The sequence below is a fragment of the Actinomadura pelletieri DSM 43383 genome (assembly GCF_003634705.1).
Classification (GTDB): domain Bacteria; phylum Actinomycetota; class Actinomycetes; order Streptosporangiales; family Streptosporangiaceae; genus Spirillospora; species Spirillospora pelletieri.
On record NZ_RBWU01000003.1, the window covers coordinates 931,964 to 950,558 of the forward strand.

An 18,595-nucleotide genomic window follows, 5' to 3' on the forward strand; every position below is an offset into this window, starting at 1 on the left:
GTCACGGCGCCGGAGCGCACTCGCGCGGCGTTCGGGGTGGTGGGGCGGGAGGGATTCGAACCCCCTCAGTCAGCGACACCTGGGTTACAGCCAGGCTCGACTCTCCGAACGTCGACGCCGCCCCTGGAAACGGCGGCCTACCGGCCGCGTCGTACCTCCGGAGGGATTCGAACCCCCATCGCACAGCACCTCATGCTGCCGTCTCTGCCGTTGGACTACGGAGGCGTGCGTGCGGCTCCCGGGATTCGAACCCGGAACATCCACTTCCTGAGAGTGGCCTCTCTGCCGTTGGAGTAGAGCCGCGTGACCTTCAGCGAGGTGGCGTCACTCGCGGCGGCTCGGCCGGAGAGTCGTCAGGAGACGGGATACCGGCCGGGGCGGGCGAGAGACGCCGCGGGCAGTCGTAGGCGGTACTGCTCCAGAGCCATGGCCGGTCCTCCTCTCAGAAGCCTCGTGTCCTCGACGGGCTGACATCGGTAACGATGCCAGCGGAGTCGATCTCGCCGCAACACGTTTTCCGGCTCAGGGGTTGTCCGGAAGGAGGGACCCGAACACGACGAGCGCCCAGAACGCGACCATGACCCAGCCGAGCGCGATCCCGGTCACCGCGAGGCCCAGGCCGCGCTCCCCGGAACGCCGCAGCCGCGCCCACGCCATATGCCCGGCGATGATCGCCGGAATGGACGGCAGCCCGCAGGTGAGCAGCCCGACCGCGCCCATCGAGACCGCGTAGATCGCGAGGCTGTTGACCGGTCGTTTGGCGGGCGCCTGCGGCGCCTGGTATCGGTGCGGCGTGTATCCCATGGGCTGCTGGTAGGCGGCGCCGCGCACGGCGACCGCGTCGGCGTAGCGCTTCCACGTCTCCGCCTCGGCCGTGCGTCCCTGGCCGTGCAGCAGCATGGCGAGGTTGCGCATCGCGGCCGGATCACCGGCCTGGGCGGCCTGCCGGTACTGCCGCTCGACGAGCGCCTCCGCCTCTCCCACGGCGAGCGGGGGCGGCGTGGCCGACAGTCCGGAGGGTTGTGTCGAGGGCTGCGTCGGGGGCTGCGTGGGGGCCTGTGTCGAGGACTGGGTGGGCGGCTGTGTCGGACGCTGGGTCGGGTGCTGGGTCGGGGTCTCCCGGACGCCGCTGGAGATGAGCCCGTCCAGCAGCGCCTGGGCGGACGGGCGCCGTGCCGGGTCCTTGGCGAGCGCCGCGCGGACGGCGTCGAGGAGCGAGCCGTCCAGGCCGCCGAGGTCCGGCTCCTCGCTGATGATCTGGTGGATGATCGCGGGAAGCGAGTCACCGGCGAAGCACGGCCCGCCGCGTGCGGCGAACGCCACGGTCGCGCCCCAGGCGAACACGTCGGACGCGGGGGTGGCGCCCCGGCCGTCGAGTTGTTCGGGGGCCATGAACGCCGGTGTGCCGACGATGCCGCCGGTCGCGGTGAGGCGCGTCCCGTCCAAGGAGCGGGCGATGCCGAAGTCGATGACCCGCGGGCCGAACGTGGACAGCAGCACGTTGGCGGGTTTCAGGTCGCGGTGCACGACCCCCGCGTCGTGGATGGCGGTCAGCGCGGTGGCGATCCCGACCGCGACGGCCTCCAGGTCGGCGCCCCGCAACGGACCGTCCTTGGCGACCGCCGCGTCCAGGCTCGGTCCGTTCACGAACTCGGTGACGAGATAGGGCGGGTCGGCGGCGGGCCCCGCGTCCAGGACGGGGGCGGTGCAGAACGGCCGGACCCGCTGCGCCGCCGCGACCTCCGCCTCGAACCGAGCGCGGTACTGCCGGTCGGCGGCGAACTCGCGTCTGATCACCTTGATGGCGACCTTGCGTCCCGACGCGTCCAACCCGGCGTACACCGTGCCCATCCCGCCTTCGCCGAGCCGATCCACGACCCGGTACGGGCCGATGCGCTCCGGCAGGTCACCATGCGCCAAGGGATGTTCTCCTCAGAGAGTGGTTTCAGCCTCTAAGCGTGGCATATCGGTCGTCCCTGCACGGCGGAGCCGCACCGAAGGAGCGGGAGTCGGGAAGAGTTCGCGCCTCGGGGAACCGCGCGGGTCGTGTACGCGTCCAAGATCCATGCGTGGTCGTGCTCTTGCCGCGGTCGGGACGATGGCGTTGCTGGCCGGAGGGTGTGGCGGGCCGTCGGGCGACGGTGATCCGCCGCGGCCCGCGCCGCCGATGCGGCTCGTCGCCTACGACGGCTGCGGTGCCCTTCTGGACGGTCTGCGCCGGGCGACGGCCGAGAAGGTCGGCCCCTACGGGCTGGACGACGGCCCCATGATGCCGGGGATGCCGGAGAGCGGCATGGCGAAGGGTGCGCCGCAGGCCGCGCCCGCCCCCGACGCGCCGCCCGAGTACTCCAAGACCAACGCGCACGAGGCGGACGCGGACGAGCCCGACCTCGTCAAGACCGACGGCCGCAGGATCGTGGCGCTCACCGACGGCGGGCTCCGCGTCATCGACCCGGCCACGCGCAAGGTCGTGCACAGGCTGGATCTGCCGGGCCATCACGGCACCGGGCAGATGCTGCTCAGCGGTGACCGTGTGCTGGTGCTGACCGGGGCGTCGGCGATGATCTCCTATCCCCGCCCGGCGCCGCCGGGCCGGGACGGTCTCCTGCCCAAGCCCGTCTCGTCCATGACACGGCTGACGCTGGTCGACCTGTCCGCCGCGCCGAAGGTCGTCGGAACCATGACGACCGAGGCCGGCTATCTCGACGCCCGGCAGAGCGGCGCCACCGTCCGGGTCGTGATGCGGAACCGGCCGAAGATCGACTTCCCGGGGCACCATCGGGCGGACGAGCAGGCCGCCGTCGCGGCGAACCGGGCGGCCGCGTTGAAGGCACCCCTGGACGCCTGGCTGCCGACGTTCCGGGTGGAGGGCGGCGGCGCCGCGAAGACGTACACGCCGCCGTGCGAGCAGGTGAGCCGCCCGGCCTCGTACACCGGCTCGACGATGCTGAGCGTGCTGACGTTCGACCTGTCGCAAGGGCTCGGCGACCCGCAGGCGATCGCCGTCGCGGCCGACGGGTCCACCGTCTACGGCAACGGGAAGAGCCTCTACGTCACCGGCACTCCCCCACATCCGCTCACGCGGAAGAAGGCTCCCAAGCTGCGCACGGACGTGTACAAGTTCGATGTCGGCGGCAAGGGGCGCCCCCGCTACGTGGCCGCGGGTTCGGTGAAGGGCGATCTGCTCAACCAGTACTCCATGTCGGAGCACGGCGGAAACCTGCGTCTGGCCACGACGGTCGGCAGGTTCGACCCCGGGCCCGGCCGGTCGGAGAGTTCGGTGCACGTCCTCGCGCAGGACGGCGACCGGCTCACCGAGATCGGCCGGGTCGACGGCCTCGGCAAGGGCGAGCGGATCTATTCCGTGCGGTTCATCGGCGCCACCGGGTACGTGGTGACGTTCCGGCAGGTCGACCCCCTCTACGTGCTCGACCTGAAGGACCCTCGCCGCCCGCGCCTCACCGGCGAGCTGAAGATCACGGGCTACTCGGCGTATCTGCACCCCATGGCCGACGGCAAACTCCTCGGCGTCGGACAGGACGCCGACACCTCCGGCCGGACGCGCGGCCTTCAGGTCTCGCTGTTCGACGTCTCCGGCGCTCGGCCTCGCAGGGTCGACTCCTACCAGTTGGAGGGCGCGTCGTCGCAGGCGGAGTTCGAGGCGCACGCGTTCCTGTACTGGCCACGGTCGGGTCTGACGGTGATCCCGGTGACACGTCCCGACGGTGGGATGAGCGAGGCGCTCGCCCTCAAGGTCTCCGGGACGTCCATCACCAGGGCCGGCGCCATCAGGCATCCCCGTGGGACCTACGGCGGCGGCGTGCAGCGCTCACTCGTCGTCGGCGACACCCTCTGGACGTTCTCCTCGGACGGCGCCCGCGCCACCGACGCCGCCACGCTGACGAACACGGCGTGGCTGCCGTTCGGTTAGCGCAGGCCGGTGGAGCGCCGCAGCGCCGTCTGGATGAGCCGGTCGACGAGCGCCGGATAGTCGAGCCCGGTCGCCGCCCACATCTGCGGGAACGCCGACGCCGGGGTGAACCCCGGCATGGTGTTGATCTCGTTGAGGATCCAGCGTCCGTCCGGGGTGTGGAAGAAGTCGACGCGGGCGAGGCCCTCGCAGTCGAGCGCCTCGAACGCCTGGACGGCGATGCGGCGGACCTCCTCGATCGCGGCGGGCGGCAGGTCCGGCGGGATGGCCATGGTGGTGGTGCCGTCGAGGTACTTGGTCTCGAAGTCGTAGAAGTCGTGACCGCCCGCCATCAGCACCTCGGCGGGCAGGCTCGCCTCGGCGGGAGCGTCGTCCACGCCCTGCAGCACCCCGCACTCGATCTCGCGGCCCTCGACGGCGGCCTCCACGATGACCTTCGGGTCGTGCTCCCTGGCCTGCTCCACCGCGGCGTCCAGGTCGGTCTCGTCGGTGACGCGGCTGATGCCCATGCTCGACCCGGCGCGGGCCGGCTTGACGAACACGGCGCGGCCGGACGCCAGGCCCAGCTCCTTGATCTCGTCGATCTTGCGCTTGCGTTCGCGCCGCCACTCCCGGTCGCCGACCACGACATAGGGGCCGACGGGCAGACCGCGCGCCTGCCAGACGAGCTTCATGAACTCCTTGTCCATGCCGACCGCGCTGGCCAGCACCCCGGCCCCGACATACCGGACGCCGGCGAGGTCGAGCAGCCCCTGGAGGGTGCCGTCCTCGCCGTAGGGGCCGTGCAGCAGCGGCAGCACCACGTCGACGTCGCCGAGCCGCTCGGGGACCGTGCCCGGCTCGACCACCATCAGACCGCGGCTGTCGGGGTCGAACGGCAGCGCGAGGACGCCGCCGGCACCGGTGACCTCCGGCAACCGGCCGTCCTCGATGGCGAGCCGCAGATCGGCGGGCGGCAGCACCCAGCGGCCGTCGCGGGCGATGCCGATCGGGACGACCTCGTACCGGTCCCGGTCGATGGCGGCCAGCACGGCGCCCGCGGTGACGCAGGAGATCGCGTGCTCGGAGCTGCGCCCGCCGAAGACCACCGCCACGCGGATCTTTGATGCCTGGGACATGAGGCCCGACCCTACCGTCGATCAGCCCGGAGAGGCCACGAACGACCGGGGGTGATGATCATGTTCACACCCCGTACCGCTCGGGCTTGGGGGAACGGGAGATCAGCGAGATGGCCGCCTCCTTGAGGGGCATGCCGTGGTGCAGGACGGCGGCGACCGCCTCGGTGATCGGCATCTCGACGTTGTGCTTGCGGGCCAGCTCCAGCACCGCCTCGGACGACTTGACGCCCTCGGCGGTCTGCCTGGTGACCGCGATGACCTCCTCCAGCGTCATGCCGCGGCCGAGGTTCTCGCCGAACGTCCGGTTGCGCGACAGCGGCGACATGCACGTGCCGACGAGGTCGCCCATCCCGGCGAGCCCGGCGAAGGTGTGCTCGTCGGCGCCGAGCGCGGCGCCGAGCCGGGCGATCTCGGCGAGCCCGCGGGTCATCAGCAGCGCCTGCGTGCTGGCGCCGAACCCGAGCCCGACGGCCATGCCGACGCACAGCGCGACGATGTTCTTCACCGCGCCGCCGAGCTCGCAGCCGACGACGTCGGTGGAGGTGTAGACGCGGAAGTAGGGCGTCATGGTCGCGGCCTGGAGGCGCCGGGCGGCGTTCTCGTCCGCGCAGGCGGCGACGGCCGCGCCGGGCTCCCCGCCCGCGATCTCGCGGGCGAGGTTCGGTCCGCAGAACACGCCGACGCGGCCCTCGGGGACGTCCGCGACCTCCCGTACGACCTCCGACATCCGCCGGGACGTGCCGAGCTCCACGCCCTTCATCAGGCTGACGAGCACCGCGTCCGGCGGCAGCAGCGGCACCCACGCGGCGAGGTTCGCGCGGAGGGTCTGCGCCGGGACGGCCAGCGCCACGAAGTCGGCGCCCTTGAGCGCCTCGGCCGGGTCCAGGGTGGCGCGGACACCGTCGGGCAGGGCGACGCCGGGCAGGTAGTCGGGGTTCTCGTGCCGTTCGTTGACCGCCTCGACGATCTCGGGACGGCGGCCCCACAGGACGACCTCACCGCCGGCGTCGTGCAGCAGTTTGCTGAACGTCGTCCCCCAGGACCCGGCGCCCATCACCGCGGTGCGGTACGTCACGAGCCGTCCGCCTTCGGTTCGCGAACCGCGGACCGGAACTCCGGCGCGGCCGAGGCGGCGCGGCGGCGTTCCTCCAGGACACGGTGGTGGTCGTACCGTTCCTTGGGCGGCTCCTGGCCGCGCAGGTCCGCGAGCAGACCGGTGATCGCGGCCATGATCTCGTCGGTGGCGGCGCGCAGGGTCTCCCGGCCGAGCGAGCGGCCCTCGTACCTCGACAGGTCGACGGGCGGACCGGCGGCCACCCTCATCGTCTTGCGCGGGAACGGATGCAACCCCTTCTTCAGGGTGCCCGCGAGGCCCGTCGCCTCGCCCTTGCGGTACGGCATCAGCTCGTGCGCCCCCCAGTTCGCGACCGGGACGACCTTCGCGCCGGTCTTCAACGCCATCCGCGCCACGCCCGTCTGCCCGGTCATGGGCCACAGCTCCGGGTCACGGGTACAGCTGCCCTCCGGGTAGAAGATCAGGCATTCGCCGTCCAGGAGTGCCCGCTCCGCGTCGTCCAGGGCGAGGGCCGCGTCGGCGCTGTCGCGGTGGACGGGGATCTGGCCGGTACCGCGCAACACCTTTCCGACGAACCTCGCCTGGAAGAGCGTCGACTTGGCGAGGAAGACGGGATAGCGGCCGGCCTCGAACACGAAGTGCGCGAGCGCGAGCGGGTCGGCCTCGGAGATGTGGTTCGCGGCGATGATGACGCCGCCTTCCGCGGGGACGTTGTCGCCGCCCCGCCAGTCGCGTTTCAGCAGGCCGAACAGGAGCGGGCGAAGGACGACGGTCGTGAGCCTGCGCCAGCCCGGCGAATGACCCGGCGAATGACCCGGCGAATGACCGTGGCCCGTGCGGGCGCCCTGTGGGCCTCCCCCCGGCCCCCGGTTCGCTTCGCTCATGCCCCTCTCCCCCCGCCCTTTCCCCTGGGTGAACGCAAGGTGTCCCCAAGTGTCGCGGTTGTGTGCGCATAGTGTCGAGTTGCCATGTCTACCGCAGAGCACTTCCCATGGTCGCTCGTCGTGCCGGTCAAGCCGCTGGCCCGGGCGAAGTCCCGCATGTCACCGCACGCCGGCCCGCACCGCGAGTCGCTCGCGCTCGCGGTGGCGACCGACACGGTCGCCGCCGCGCTGCGCTGTGACCGGGTTCGCACCGTGATCGTCGTCACCGACGACCCCCTTCCCGCCACCGCCCTGGCCGCGCTCGGCGCCCGGGTCGTGCCCGACGTCCCGGACGCGGGGCTGAACCCGGCCCTGGTCTACGGCGCCGAGCGGAGCCGTGAGTTCGCCGGGGACGTGGGCGTTGGCGCACTTTCAGCCGATTTGCCCGCTTTGCGTCCTCTTGAACTCGCCCGGGTCCTCGACGCGGCCGCCGCGTCGCCCGAGGCGTTCGTCCCGGACGCGGCGGGCACCGGGACGACCCTGTACACGGCCCGTCCGGGCGTCCCGTTCGCCCCGGCGTTCGGTTCCGACTCCCGCGCCGCCCACCGCGCCCGCGGCGCTCGTGAGCTGCTGCTGCCCGGGATCGACTCCGTCCGGCGGGACGTCGACACCCTCGACGACCTCCGGACGGCGCTCGCACTGGGCACCGGACCCCGTACCGCCGCCGTCGCGACCAGACTGCCCGCGCTCGCCTAGAGTTCGGGTATGCAGGCGACGGTGAAGGAGTTCGACGCGGCGACCCGCGCGGGCAGCGTGCTGCTCGACGACGGAACGGAGCTGCCCTTCGACGCCGAGGCGTTCGCGGCCGGGGGGCTGCGGCTGCTGCGGTTCGGGCAGCGGGTGAACCTCGCCCTGGACGGCGACCGGATCTCGGTGGTGACGCTCTCGACGTTTCCGCTGCCCGACCCGCGGCAGCCGTCCTGAGCGTCCGCGTACCGCCATGACGAGCGCACCGACACAACGGCCGCACGGGCACAACGAGCGCACGGGCCCGACACGCACGGGCACGAGGAGCGCACCGACAAGAGCAGCGCCCGGACCCGAGTCGCCGGGTCCGGGCGCTGTTCGTGGTGAGGCTACTTCTTGCCGGCCACCAGGTTCTTGAAGTCCGCGCCCGCCTTGAACTTCGGCACCGAGGTCGCGGGAACCTCGATGGTCTTGCCCGTTGCGGGGTTGCGGGCCGTGCGGGCAGGCCGGTCGGCCTTCTCGAACGAACCGAACCCGGTGATCGCGACCTTGTCGCCCTTGGCGACGGCGTTCTGGATCGCCTCCAGGATGGCGTCGACGGCCTCGGCTGCGGCCTTCTTGCTGCCCAGCCGGTCAGAGATGGCGTCGACCAGCTCACGCTTGTTCATGGGTTACTCCTCTAGTTCCCCCCTTGCCCGAACGAAACTAAGGGACCCTCAGCGTGGACACAATCACCTGCACGCACGAGTTGGCGTGTCGCTGGCGTTTTGTCGGCCTCGCCCCCGTCTCGACGGGTGACCGGACCTGATCCGGCCACTGCGCACGCTAACCGACGTCGGGCGTCTCGGAGAAATCGGCGAGGAAGGCCTCCAACCTGCGGGCGGCCAGTTCCGGGTCCCGTTTCGCCAGATCGGTGATCGCCAGGAGCTGGCGGATGAGCCGCCGCCGGGTCGCCGACGGCAGCGGCGCGACGGCCCGATGGGCGTCACGCAACTGCCGGGCGAGCCGGGTCAGGGCGGGGTCGTCCCACTCCGGGCCGGTCCACTGGACCATGGCCAAGGCATGCCTCCGAACGGTCGAACGGGTCTTCGCACTAACGCGATTGTCCCCGCCGACCGTTCCAAGGCGTCCACCCGGGTACGGGATAGACCGGTCCTCCCCCGGCGAACCGGCGGGCCCTACACCGTCGTGGGCAGCCAGTCGCGGCGAACGGCCTCGTACTCGCTGATGGCGTCGGCGTGCCGGAGGGTGAGGCCGATGTCGTCCAGGCCCTCCATGAGACGCCAGCGCGTGTAGTCGTCGATCTCGAACGAGACGGTCTCGCCGTCCCAGCGGACCTCGCGGCTCGCCAGATCGACGGTGATCTCCAGGGTGGGGTCCTGCTCGATCCGCGACTGGAGCTCGTCGACCCGCTCGCCGGGGATGACGACGGGCAGCAGGCCCATCTTCGTGGAGTTGTTGCGGAAGATGTCCCCGAAGCGCGGCGCGATGACGACCCGGAAGCCGTACTGCTGGAGGGCCCACACGGCGTGCTCGCGGGACGATCCGGTGCCGAAGTCGGGCCCGGCGACAAGGATGCCCGCGCCGTCGTACTGCGGCTGGTTCAGGACGAACCCGGGGTCCTCGCGCCAGGCGGAGAACAGGCCCTTGTCGAACCCGGTGCGGCTGACCTGCTTCAGCCAGACGGCCGGGATGATCTGGTCGGTGTCGACGTTGCTGCGGCGCAGCGGCACGGCGCGCCCGGTGTGGGTGGTGAACGCTTCCATGACTTTCCTTACAGGTCGGCGGGGGCGGCGAGGCGGCCGGTGACGGCGGTGGCGGCGGCGACGGCGGGCGACACCAGGTGGGTGCGGCCGCCGGGGCCCTGCCTGCCCTCGAAGTTGCGGTTGGACGTGGACGCGCTGCGCTCGCCGGGCGTGAGCTTGTCGGGGTTCATCGCCAGGCACATCGAGCAGCCCGCCTCCCGCCATTCGGCTCCGGCGGCGGAGATGACCTCGTCCAGGCCCTCCTCCTCGGCCTGCTTCTTGACCTTCATGGAGCCGGGCACGACCAGCATCCGGACGCCGCTCGCGACCTTCCGGCCGCGCAGGACGCCGGCGACGGCGCGCAGGTCCTCGATACGGCCGTTGGTGCAGGAGCCGACGAAGACGGTGTCGACGGCGATGTCGCGCAGCGGCGTCCCGGCGGTGAGGCCCATGTACTCCAGGGCGCGTTCGGCGCTCTGCCGCTCGACCGGGTCGTCGAAGGACGCGGGGTCGGGCACGGAGTCGCCGAGCGGCAGGCCCTGGCCCGGGTTGGTGCCCCAGGTGACGAACGGGGTCAGCTCGGCCGCGTCGATCACGACCTCCTTGTCGAAGACCGCGTCGTCGTCGGTGCGCAGGGACGTCCAGTACTCGACGGCACGGTCCCAGTCGGCCCCGGACGGAGCGTGCGGCCGCCCCTTCAGGTAGGCGAACGTGGTCTCGTCCGGAGCGATCATCCCGGCACGCGCGCCGGCCTCGATGGACATGTTGCAGACCGTCATGCGGCCCTCCATCGACAGCGACCGGACGGCCTCACCGCGGTACTCGATGATGTGGCCCTGCCCGCCGCCGGTGCCGATCCGGGCGATCACCGCGAGGATGAGGTCCTTGGCGGTGACGCCCTCGGGCAGCGCGCCCTCGACGGTGACGGCCATCGTCTTCGGCTTCGTCTGCGGCAGCGTCTGCGTGGCGAGGACGTGCTCGACCTCACTGGTGCCGATGCCGAACGCGAGCGCGCCGAACGCGCCGTGCGTGGAGGTGTGCGAGTCGCCGCACACGACCGTCATGCCGGGCTGGGTCAGACCGAGCTGCGGCCCGATGACGTGGACGATGCCCTGCCCGTCGTCGCCCATCGGATGCAGGCGGATCCCGAAGTCGGAGCAGTTCTTGCGCAGCGTCTCGACCTGGGTGCGCGACACCGGGTCGGCGATGGGCTTGAGCAGGTCCGTGGTCGGGACGTTGTGGTCCTCGGTGGCGATGGTCAGGTCGGGACGGCGGACGGGACGGCCCGCCATGCGCAGCCCGTCGAACGCCTGGGGGCTGGTGACCTCGTGGACGAGGTGGAGATCGATGTAGAGCAGGTCCGGCTCACCCTCGGCACGCCGGACCACGTGCGCGTCGTACACCTTCTCGGCCAGTGTTCGGCCCATCACTCCCACCTCGTATGTTCGGACGACTCTGGTTGGACTCCGACTTGCATCTCAAAATCCGAGACGGCAATATCAAGACATGGACAACTCTAGCGGAGTCGGCGTACTTGACAAAGCCGTTCTTGTACTGAACGCGCTTGAGGCCGGTCCGGCTTCGCTCGCACAGCTCGTCCAGACGACCGGTCTGGCCCGTCCCACGGCGCACCGGCTGGCCGTCGCGCTGGAGCACCACCGCCTCGTCCACCGCGACACGCAGGGGCGTTTCATCCTCGGCCCACGGCTCGCCGAACTCGCCATCGCGGCCGGCGAGGACCGTCTGCTCGCGATCGCGCAGCCCGTTCTCGCCCAGCTCCGCGACCACACCGGCGAGAGCGCCTCGCTGTTCCGCCGCCAGGGCGACGTGCGGGTCTGCGTGGCGGCGGCCGAGCGCGCCAGCGGCCTGCGCGACACCATCCCGGTCGGCGCGGCGCTCCCGATGACGGCGGGTTCGGCCGCGCAGATCCTGCTGGCCTGGGAGGAGCCGGACCGGCTGCACCGCGGGTTGCGCGGCGCCAAGTTCGAGGCCGCCACGCTGGCGTCGGTCCGCCGCCGCGGCTGGGCGCAGAGCGTCGGCGAGCGGGAGCAGGGCGTCGGCTCGGTCTCCGCCCCGGTCCGCGGCGCGGGCGGACGGGTGATCGCCGCCGTCTCGGTGTCCGGACCGCTGGAACGGCTGACCCGCTCCCCCGGCCGCCTGCACGCCGGGCCGGTCGCGGCGGCCGCCGAAAAGATCAGCGAGGGAATGCGCCGGACCGCGTCCTGACCCGGGTCCCGCCCTACTGGTCCCCCCTTACCCCCATAACTCGGACACCCTTTGGATAGTGCCGGTATCTAATCGGTGCGCCCGGATACCGTTAACCAACGGTAAAGGGGGTGCGACGGTGCAGATCTCCGAACTCAGTGATCGGAGCGGCCTGACGGTCCAGACGATCAAGTTCTATATCCGCGAGGGCCTGCTCCCCAAGGGCTCGGCGGTCAGCGCGACACGGTCCGAGTACGACGGGCGCCATCTGGAGCGGCTCCGGCTCATCAGCGCCCTCCGCGAGGTCGGCGACCTGCCCGTGTCGGCCATCCAGCAGATCATCGCCGCCATCGAGGACGACCGGGTCAGCCTGCACGCGCTGTTCGCCACCACGCAGCACGCGATCGGCCCGCATGTCGCCGCGCCGCACGACCCCCACTGGCGCGCCGCCCGCGAGGACGTGGACGCCCTCGTCCGCGAACTCGGCTGGGACGTCGGCGACCGCGCGCCCGCCCGCGACCTGCTCGCGCACACGTTCGTGGCGCTGCGCCGTCTCGGCTTCCCGATCACCCTGCGCGACCTGCGGCCCTATGTGAAGGCCGCGACCGCGGTGGCCGACCACGAGATCGGCCGGGTCGCCGCCGGGACACCGCGCGCCAGAACGGTCCACTCGCTGCTGGTCTCGACCGTCCTGTACGAGCAGGTCCTGACGGCCCTGCACCGGCTGGCGCAGGAGGACGCCTCGTCCCGTCGCTTCGGCAAGTCCTGAAGACCCCGTCCTGAAGAGGAAAGCCATGCGCGGGACGCATGGGAACCATGCGAAGTCTTCGCTGGTGTCATGGCACGGTGGCCGCCTAGCGTTCGTAGCGCCGGCCACGGCCGGCCCTGTCAGTCGGTCTATCAGGAGGAACCCCAGGATGCGCGTCACGTTCGGCAACCCCGAGACCGTCCCCCCGCCGCCGCGGCCCGTCTACTCCCACACCGCGCTGGTGACGGCCGGTCCGCTGCTGTTCGTGTCGGGACAGGTCGCCCTGGACGAGAACGGGAACATCGACGCGCCGGGCGACATGGCGCGCCAGACCGAGGTCACGTTCGGCTACATCGAGAAGATCCTCGCGGCGCACGGCGCCGGTTTCGCCGATGTCGTCAAGGTGCAGACGTTCCTCACCGACATGGACCTGCTGCCCGAGTACGCGGAGGCCCGCAAGCCGTTCATGAAGGACTCCCGCCCGGTGAGCACGGCCGTCGAGGTGTCGCGGCTGTTCCACCCGGACGCCCTGCTGGAGGTGGAGCTCGTCGCCGTCCCGGGCAACTAGGGACGGAGTTCCTCGGCGACGTCGCGCAGGTCCGTCAGGAACGCGGTGACGGCCGGCGACCTGCGGGCGTGCCGTCCCACGGCGGCGTAGACGGTCCTGCGCGGCTGGTCGGGGGCCACGCCGCGCAGGACGACGCCGTCCCGCGCCACCGCCGTGGCCGCCAGCGCCGGCACGAGGGTGACGCCGAACCCCTCCGCGACCAGCCCCAGCTTGGAGATCCACTCGGCGGCCCGCAGCGGTGTCCGCGGCACGAACCCGGCGCTCTCGCAGCGGGCGCGCATGGTGGCGACCGCCTCGGGGTTGTCGGCGACGATCCACGGCTCGTCCGCCAGGTCGGCGAGGGAGACCCGGTCGTGGCCCGCGAGGCGGTGGGTGCTGGGAAGCGCGACGAGCAGCGCGTCGTCGGCGAGCGTCACCAGTTCGTCGGCGGCGATCGACGGGTGCTTGTGCGTGCTGACCACGGCGATGTCGAGTTCCCCGGCCTCCAGCATCGGCAGCAGCCGCTCGGTCATGCCCTCCCGCAGCAGCGGCCGGACGCCCGGATGCCGGGCCCGGAACCGGGCGAGCGCGCGCGGGACCAGCGCGGCGTTCGCCGTCGGGAACGCGCCGAGGCGCAGGGTGCCGGTGTCGAGCCTGCGGAGCCCGTCGAGCGCGCGGGCGGTGTCGGCCAGCCGGTCGAGGAGGCCGCGGGCGTGCGGCAGCAGGGACTCGCCGGCCGGTGTCGGGCGGACGCCCCGCGCGCCGCGGGCGAACAGTTCGACGCCGCAGACGTCCTCCAGCGCCGCGATCTGCCGGGACACGGCCGACTGCGTGTAGCCCTCCGCGGCCGCGGCGGCGGTGAACGAGCCGAGGTCGGCGACGGCGACGAACGTCCGCAACAGGACGGGATCAAGGGCTTCGGCGCGCACTCCCGCAGCATACGAGCCGCCGGATAGTGTCGTTCGCATGCCGCAGCGCCGCCCGTTCGTCAGCTTCGCGACCGACTTCGGCGCCGCCTACACCGGCATCTGCGCGGGTGTCGTCCATTCGATCGCCTCGGGCGCCACGGTGCTCGTCCTCTCCGACGAGATCACCCCGTACGCGGTCACCGAGGGCGCGCTGCTGCTCCGGCAGGCACTGCCGTACCTCCCGGTCGGCGTGCACGTCGGCATCGTCGACCCGGGCGTGGGCACCCCGCGCCGGCCCGTCGTGATCGAGACCGGACGCGGGGACGCGCTGGTCGGCCCCGACAACGGCCTGCTCGTCCCGGCCGCGGAGGAGTTGGGCGGTGTGGTCCGGGCGCATGTGCTGGAGAACCCGGAGTACCGGCTGCCGGCGGTGTCGGCGTCGTTCCACGGGCGCGACGTCTTCTCCCCCGCCGCCGCCCATATCGCCACCGGCGTTCCGGTCGCCGATCTCGGCGCGCCGGTCGATCCCGTGCCGCTGGACGTCGCGCCCCCCGTGGCGGGCGATGGCGAGCTGACCGCGCCGATCCTGTACACCGACCGCTTCGGCAGCCTGATCCTGAACGCGGGCCCCGACGATCTCGTCGCCGCGTTCGGCGCGGTGGCGCATGGGACCCCCTTGGAACTGTCCAGTCCCGGCCATGTAGCGGTGGTCACGTTCGAGGAGACGTTCGGCGCCGTCACGCCCGGTGACCCGCTCCTGTGGGTCGACTCGTCCGGAAGGCTCGGGCTCGCGGTCAATCAGGGCTCCGCGGCGGAGTTTTTCGGGCTGCGCGAACCGGCGGTGGTCACGCTCCGTCCCGTCCGCCCCTGAAAGAAGTCTGGTGGCCGTTTCCGGCGCACGCTGGCGGTTTGTACAAGTAAGCCGTATATGATCCCGCGCACTGAATCACATAAGACCGGGGGGTCGGATGTCAGAGGTCCACCACTTCTCCTATGGGTTGCTGACGCCCGTACTGGCCTACGTCATGTCCGTCATCGGCTCCCTGCTCGGACTGTTGTGCACGGCACGCGCGCGGGGCACGTCGGGCGGCTCGCGGGCGTCGTGGCTCGTCCTCGCGGGGACGGCGATCGGCGGAACCGGCATCTGGGTGATGCACTTCATCGCGATGCTCGGCTTCACCGTCCCGGGCACCGAGATCCGGTACAACGTGCCGCTCACCCTGCTGAGCTGCGCCATCGCCGTCGTGGTGGTCGCGGCCGGGCTGTTCGTCGTCGGCTTCGGCTCCACCGGACCCATCAAGATCGTTGTGGGTGGCGTCGTCATGGGCGTCGGCGTGGCGAGCATGCACTACATGGGCATGGCGGCCATGAACATGGCCGGGGACGTCTCCTACCGGACCCTGCTGGTGGCGCTGTCGGTGGTGATCGCGGTGGTGGCGTCCTCCGTGGCGCTGCTGTTCGCGTTGAACATCCGCGGCGGATGGGCCACCGCCGGAGCCGCGCTGATCATGGGCGTGGCGGTGACCGGCATGCACTACACGGGCATGGCGGCGATGCAGGTCGCCGCGCACACCGAGCAGGCGACGCCCGCCGGCGCGACCGCCACCGACTTCCTGATGCCGCTCATCGGCGGGATGGGCGTGGTGTCGGTCGTCCTGCTGGCCATCATCGCGATGGCCCCGACCGAGGACGAGATGCGGGTCGACGCCGCCCTGCAAGAGCGGGTCCGGGCCCGGCAGAACACGATCGTGCCGCAGGCGGCGCCTCCGCCGTACACGCCGACCGAACCGCGGCGGACCCGTTCCACCGGCGAATGGTTCGACGGCTGACCGGGACGCGATCAGGACGCGGTGAGTGCGAGGCCGCTGCCGATGCCCAGTAGCACCGACAGCGCCGCCGCCACGACCGCGACGGCCGAGGCGCCGCGTGCCGGACGAGGCGGCGGGACGTCCGGTCGCCGTCCGAACAGCGGGACGATCCAGCGCAGGTAGTAGAAGACGCTCGCGACCGTGTTGCCGGCGGCGACCACGGCCAGCCAGGCGTGACCGCCGTCCAGCGCGGCGCCGAACATCAGGACCTTCCCGACGAACACGGCGGTCGGCGGCGTTCCGACGAGGCCGAGCAGGCACACGACCAGGGAGAGCCCGAGCAGCGGCGAGCCGCGCAGCAGGCCCGTGTAACCGGCGAGATCGTCGCGTCCGGCGGCGAGCACGACGGCGAAGGCGCCGACGTTGGTCACGGCGTACGCGGCGAGGTAGTAGAGCACGGCGGGCTCCGCGAGGTCCGTCCGCCCGGCCATGGCGACCGGGACCAGCAGGTAGCCCGCCTGGCTGACCGTCGAGTACGCCAGCAGCCGCCGGACGTTGTCCTGCCCGAACGCGGCGAGGTTCCCCAGCGTCATCGTGACGGCGGCGATCACGGCGACGAGCACCGTCCAGCCACCGGGCGACGTCTCGACGCCGAACCGGTACAGGGCGGCGAACGCGCCGACCTTCGGGACGGTCGTGACGAAGGCGGCGATGGCCGGGGGCGCGCCCTCCGTGACGTCCGGGACCCAGAAGTGCCCCGGCACGGCACCCGCCTTGAACAGCAACCCGGCCAGCAGCGCGACGACGCCGACCGCGACGACCGGGGGCGACGCGTCCGCGAACCCCTCGCGCAGCATCGGATACCCGGTGCCCCGCCCGACCCCGAACAGCAGCGTGACGCCGCCGAGCATCACCACGCCGAGCAGCGCGCCCATCAGGTAGTACTTCAGCGCGGCCTCGGTGCCCGGCGCGTCCTTCCCGAACCCGGCGAGCGCGTACGCGGGGATGCTCGCCAGCAGGTACGCGGCGACCAGCACCAGCAGGTCGGACGTCGCGCCGAGCGCGACCGTCCCGAGCGCCGACAGCAGAATCAGGGCGTAGTGCTCGCTCTCTCGCGGATGCCCGCGCACCTGCCCGGCGGCGAGGACCACGACGAGGAGGGTCGAGCCGAGCACGACGATCCGGGTGACGTGGGTGACCGGGTCGATCTCGAACGCGTCGAACGCCACCAGGTCGGGGCGGGTCGCGGCGACACCCGCTACGGCCAGCCCGGCGACGAGCCCGGCCGCGCAGGTCACGGCGACCCGCCACTGCCGCGTCCGGGGCAGGAACAGCCCGTTGACCAGGCCGAGCACGGCGGCGATGAGCACGCACAGTTCGGGCGCGAGGTCGGCGGGGTTCTCGTTCATCAGCGGCCCACGAGCACGACGACCGCCGCGGACAGCGGTTCGATCGTGTCGAGCAGGACGCGCGGCGCGACGCCGATCAGCAGCGACAGCGCGAGCAGCGGGACGAGCGCCGCCAGTTCGGGCCGCCGCACGTCGGTGACGCGCGGCGTCAGCTCACCGGACGGCCCGAGCACCACCCGGTGCAGGACGCGCAGGAACAGCGCCGCCGTGACGAGGATCCCCGCGACGGCGAGCGCACCGGTCACCGCCGTCGCCGCGGTGCCGGTCCCGATCGTTCCGGCGAAGATCTGGAACTCGGCGATGAATCCGGACAGGCCCGGCAGTCCCAGCGAGGCGAACGCGGCGACCGCGACGAGAGTCGCGAAAACGGGGGCGCGGCGCGCGACACCGCCGAACCGTCCGATGTCGTAGCTCCCGGCCCGGTCGTACAGCACCCCGCACATCAGGAACAACGCGCCGGTGACGAGACCGTGGCTGACCATCTGCGTCACCGCTCCGGTGACGGCGAGCCGCCGGGCGTCGGTGTCGCCGCCCGCATACCCGGCCGCGCCCAGCGCGAGGACGATGTACCCCATGTGGTTCACGGACGTGTACGCGACGAGCCGTTTGACGTTGTCCTGCGCGAGCGCGACGAACGCCCCGTACAGGACGCTGACGAGCCCGACGACGAGCATCACGAGCGCATAGCGGCGCCAGGCGTCCGGCAGCATCGGCATCGCGATCCGCACGAGCCCGTACGTCCCCATCTTCAGCATGACCCCGGCGAGGATCGCCGACCCGGCGGCGGGCGCGTCGGTGTGCGCGGGCGGCAGCCACGTGTGGAACGGCACGACCGGCGTCTTGATCGCGAGGCCGAGGCCGACGGCGAGGAGCGTCAGCCCGGCGAGCCCGGACGACCCGGCGAACGGCGGGGTGCGGGTCAAATCGACCATGTCGAACGTGTGCGGGTCCGCGCCGAGGTAGAGGCCGATGAACCCGAGCAGCAGGACGAGCGATCCGAGGAACGTGTAGAGGAAGAACTTCAGCGCCGAGCGGGCCCGGTCATCGTGTCCCCACAGCAGGATCACGAAGTACATGCCGACGATCGACAGGTCGAAGAACACGAAGAACAGCAGGAGGTCCAGCGCCGCGAACAGCCCGAGGCAGACCGTCTCCAGGAACAGGAACAGCATCGCGAACGCCCGTACCCGGTGCGGGTTGCGTAGCGAGTACACCGCGCACGCGGCGAACAGGACGGCCGTCAACGCCAGGAGGGGCAGCGACAGACCGTCCACACCCACGTGGTAGCCGGCCCGGACGGACGGGATCCACCGCACGTCCGTCTCGAACGACGTCCCGCCGCCCGTTCCGTGCGCGGCCCACATCGCCGTGACGAGCGCCAGTTCGACAACGGTGACACCGGTCCACGTCCATGGCACGGCGCGGCGTGGGACGCCCGGCAGCGCGAGCGCGACGGCCAGCGGCAGGAAGATCACCAAGGTGAGCATGGGC

At 71.9% G+C, this 18,595-nt stretch carries 19 protein-coding genes and 3 tRNA genes; 8 read left to right on the forward strand and 14 right to left on the reverse strand.

Annotation, left to right across the window (positions count from 1 at the left end):
* Nucleotides 1-37: 37 nt before the first annotated feature.
* The 4 genes from BZB76_RS17490 to BZB76_RS17505 form a co-directional block, all read right to left on the reverse strand.
* Nucleotides 38-124, reverse strand: a tRNA-Tyr gene (locus BZB76_RS17490).
* 28 nt (nt 125-152) lie between these two features.
* Nucleotides 153-225, reverse strand: a tRNA-Leu gene (locus BZB76_RS17495).
* A 5-nt stretch (nt 226-230) separates the two neighbouring features.
* Nucleotides 231-303 (reverse strand) — tRNA-Leu (locus BZB76_RS17500).
* 219 nt (nt 304-522) lie between these two features.
* Nucleotides 523-1,920 carry a protein kinase domain-containing protein gene (locus BZB76_RS17505; protein ID WP_121435377.1) on the reverse strand — a complete coding sequence of 466 codons (1,398 nt, stop codon included), beginning with the start codon at nt 1,918-1,920 and terminating at the stop codon, nt 523-525.
* A 145-nt stretch (nt 1,921-2,065) separates the two neighbouring features.
* On the opposite strand from BZB76_RS17505, the gene BZB76_RS17510 reads away from it, so the two are divergent.
* Nucleotides 2,066-3,931, forward strand: a complete 1,866-nt coding sequence (locus tag BZB76_RS17510; RefSeq protein ID WP_121435378.1) for a beta-propeller domain-containing protein — start codon at nt 2,066-2,068, stop codon at nt 3,929-3,931.
* Here BZB76_RS17510 and BZB76_RS17515 read toward each other — a convergent pair.
* The 3 genes from BZB76_RS17515 to BZB76_RS17525 form a co-directional block, all read right to left on the reverse strand.
* Nucleotides 3,928-5,049: a D-alanine--D-alanine ligase family protein gene (locus BZB76_RS17515; protein WP_121435379.1), complete on the reverse strand. Its 1,122-nt coding sequence runs from the start codon at nt 5,047-5,049 to the stop codon at nt 3,928-3,930. The genes BZB76_RS17510 and BZB76_RS17515 overlap by 4 nt on opposite strands.
* A 64-nt stretch (nt 5,050-5,113) precedes the next feature.
* The gene (locus BZB76_RS17520; RefSeq protein ID WP_121435562.1) at nt 5,114-6,103 is read right to left on the reverse strand and encodes an NAD(P)H-dependent glycerol-3-phosphate dehydrogenase; all 990 of its coding nucleotides are present in this window, start codon (nt 6,101-6,103) and stop codon (nt 5,114-5,116) included.
* 17 nt (nt 6,104-6,120) lie between these two features.
* Nucleotides 6,121-7,008: a lysophospholipid acyltransferase family protein gene (locus BZB76_RS17525; protein ID WP_121435380.1), complete on the reverse strand. Its 888-nt coding sequence runs from the start codon at nt 7,006-7,008 to the stop codon at nt 6,121-6,123.
* A gap of 84 nt (nt 7,009-7,092) precedes the next feature.
* On the opposite strand from BZB76_RS17525, the gene cofC reads away from it, so the two are divergent.
* Entirely contained in the window at nt 7,093-7,743 is a 651-nt protein-coding gene (cofC, locus tag BZB76_RS17530) for a 2-phospho-L-lactate guanylyltransferase (RefSeq protein WP_121435381.1), read from the forward strand.
* 9 nt (nt 7,744-7,752) lie between these two features.
* Nucleotides 7,753-7,971, forward strand: coding sequence for a hypothetical protein (locus tag BZB76_RS17535; protein WP_121435382.1), 219 nt, complete (start codon nt 7,753-7,755; stop codon nt 7,969-7,971).
* A 152-nt stretch (nt 7,972-8,123) separates the two neighbouring features.
* On the opposite strand, the gene BZB76_RS17540 is transcribed toward BZB76_RS17535, so the two are convergent.
* The 4 genes from BZB76_RS17540 to leuC form a co-directional block, all read right to left on the reverse strand.
* Nucleotides 8,124-8,402 (reverse strand): HU family DNA-binding protein, encoded by a 279-nt coding sequence (locus tag BZB76_RS17540; RefSeq protein WP_021598708.1) that lies wholly within the window; start codon nt 8,400-8,402, stop codon nt 8,124-8,126.
* 157 nt (nt 8,403-8,559) lie between these two features.
* Nucleotides 8,560-8,787, reverse strand: coding sequence for an SCO5555 family protein (locus BZB76_RS17545; RefSeq protein ID WP_121435383.1), 228 nt, complete (start codon nt 8,785-8,787; stop codon nt 8,560-8,562).
* Between the two features lie 125 nt (nt 8,788-8,912).
* Nucleotides 8,913-9,500, reverse strand: a complete 588-nt coding sequence (leuD, locus tag BZB76_RS17550) for a 3-isopropylmalate dehydratase small subunit (protein ID WP_121435384.1) — start codon at nt 9,498-9,500, stop codon at nt 8,913-8,915.
* An 8-nt stretch (nt 9,501-9,508) separates the two neighbouring features.
* A complete protein-coding gene (leuC, locus tag BZB76_RS17555) occupies nt 9,509-10,906 on the reverse strand; it encodes a 3-isopropylmalate dehydratase large subunit (protein ID WP_121435385.1) in 1,398 nt (465 codons plus the stop codon).
* A 79-nt stretch (nt 10,907-10,985) separates the two neighbouring features.
* Between leuC and BZB76_RS17560 the strand changes: the two genes are divergently transcribed.
* From BZB76_RS17560 to BZB76_RS17570, 3 genes are all read left to right on the forward strand, one after another.
* Nucleotides 10,986-11,705, forward strand: a complete 720-nt coding sequence (locus tag BZB76_RS17560; protein WP_121435386.1) for an IclR family transcriptional regulator — start codon at nt 10,986-10,988, stop codon at nt 11,703-11,705.
* Nucleotides 11,706-11,823: 118 nt separating this feature from the next.
* Nucleotides 11,824-12,453 (forward strand): MerR family transcriptional regulator, encoded by a 630-nt coding sequence (locus tag BZB76_RS17565; RefSeq protein ID WP_170180660.1) that lies wholly within the window; start codon nt 11,824-11,826, stop codon nt 12,451-12,453.
* 148 nt (nt 12,454-12,601) lie between these two features.
* Nucleotides 12,602-13,000: a RidA family protein gene (locus BZB76_RS17570; RefSeq protein ID WP_121435388.1), complete on the forward strand. Its 399-nt coding sequence runs from the start codon at nt 12,602-12,604 to the stop codon at nt 12,998-13,000.
* Here BZB76_RS17570 and BZB76_RS17575 read toward each other — a convergent pair.
* Nucleotides 12,997-13,908, reverse strand: a complete 912-nt coding sequence (locus tag BZB76_RS17575) for a LysR family transcriptional regulator (RefSeq protein ID WP_281273876.1) — start codon at nt 13,906-13,908, stop codon at nt 12,997-12,999. The genes BZB76_RS17570 and BZB76_RS17575 overlap by 4 nt on opposite strands.
* 37 nt (nt 13,909-13,945) lie before the next feature.
* On the opposite strand from BZB76_RS17575, the gene BZB76_RS17580 reads away from it, so the two are divergent.
* A complete protein-coding gene (locus tag BZB76_RS17580; protein ID WP_121435390.1) occupies nt 13,946-14,758 on the forward strand; it encodes an SAM hydrolase/SAM-dependent halogenase family protein in 813 nt (270 codons plus the stop codon).
* A 97-nt stretch (nt 14,759-14,855) separates the two neighbouring features.
* Complete coding sequence (locus BZB76_RS17585) at nt 14,856-15,716, forward strand: MHYT domain-containing protein (RefSeq protein ID WP_121435391.1); 861 nt, start codon at nt 14,856-14,858, stop codon at nt 15,714-15,716.
* 11 nt (nt 15,717-15,727) lie between these two features.
* Here BZB76_RS17585 and BZB76_RS17590 read toward each other — a convergent pair whose 3' ends face one another.
* Together BZB76_RS17590 and BZB76_RS17595 are read right to left on the reverse strand one after the other, a co-directional pair.
* Nucleotides 15,728-17,104 (reverse strand): NADH-quinone oxidoreductase subunit N, encoded by a 1,377-nt coding sequence (locus tag BZB76_RS17590; RefSeq protein WP_121435392.1) that lies wholly within the window; start codon nt 17,102-17,104, stop codon nt 15,728-15,730.
* Entirely contained in the window at nt 17,104-18,591 is a 1,488-nt protein-coding gene (locus BZB76_RS17595; protein ID WP_121435393.1) for a complex I subunit 4 family protein, read from the reverse strand. Before BZB76_RS17595 ends, BZB76_RS17590 begins: the two co-directional genes overlap by 1 nt.
* Nucleotides 18,592-18,595: the final 4 nt, after the last annotated feature.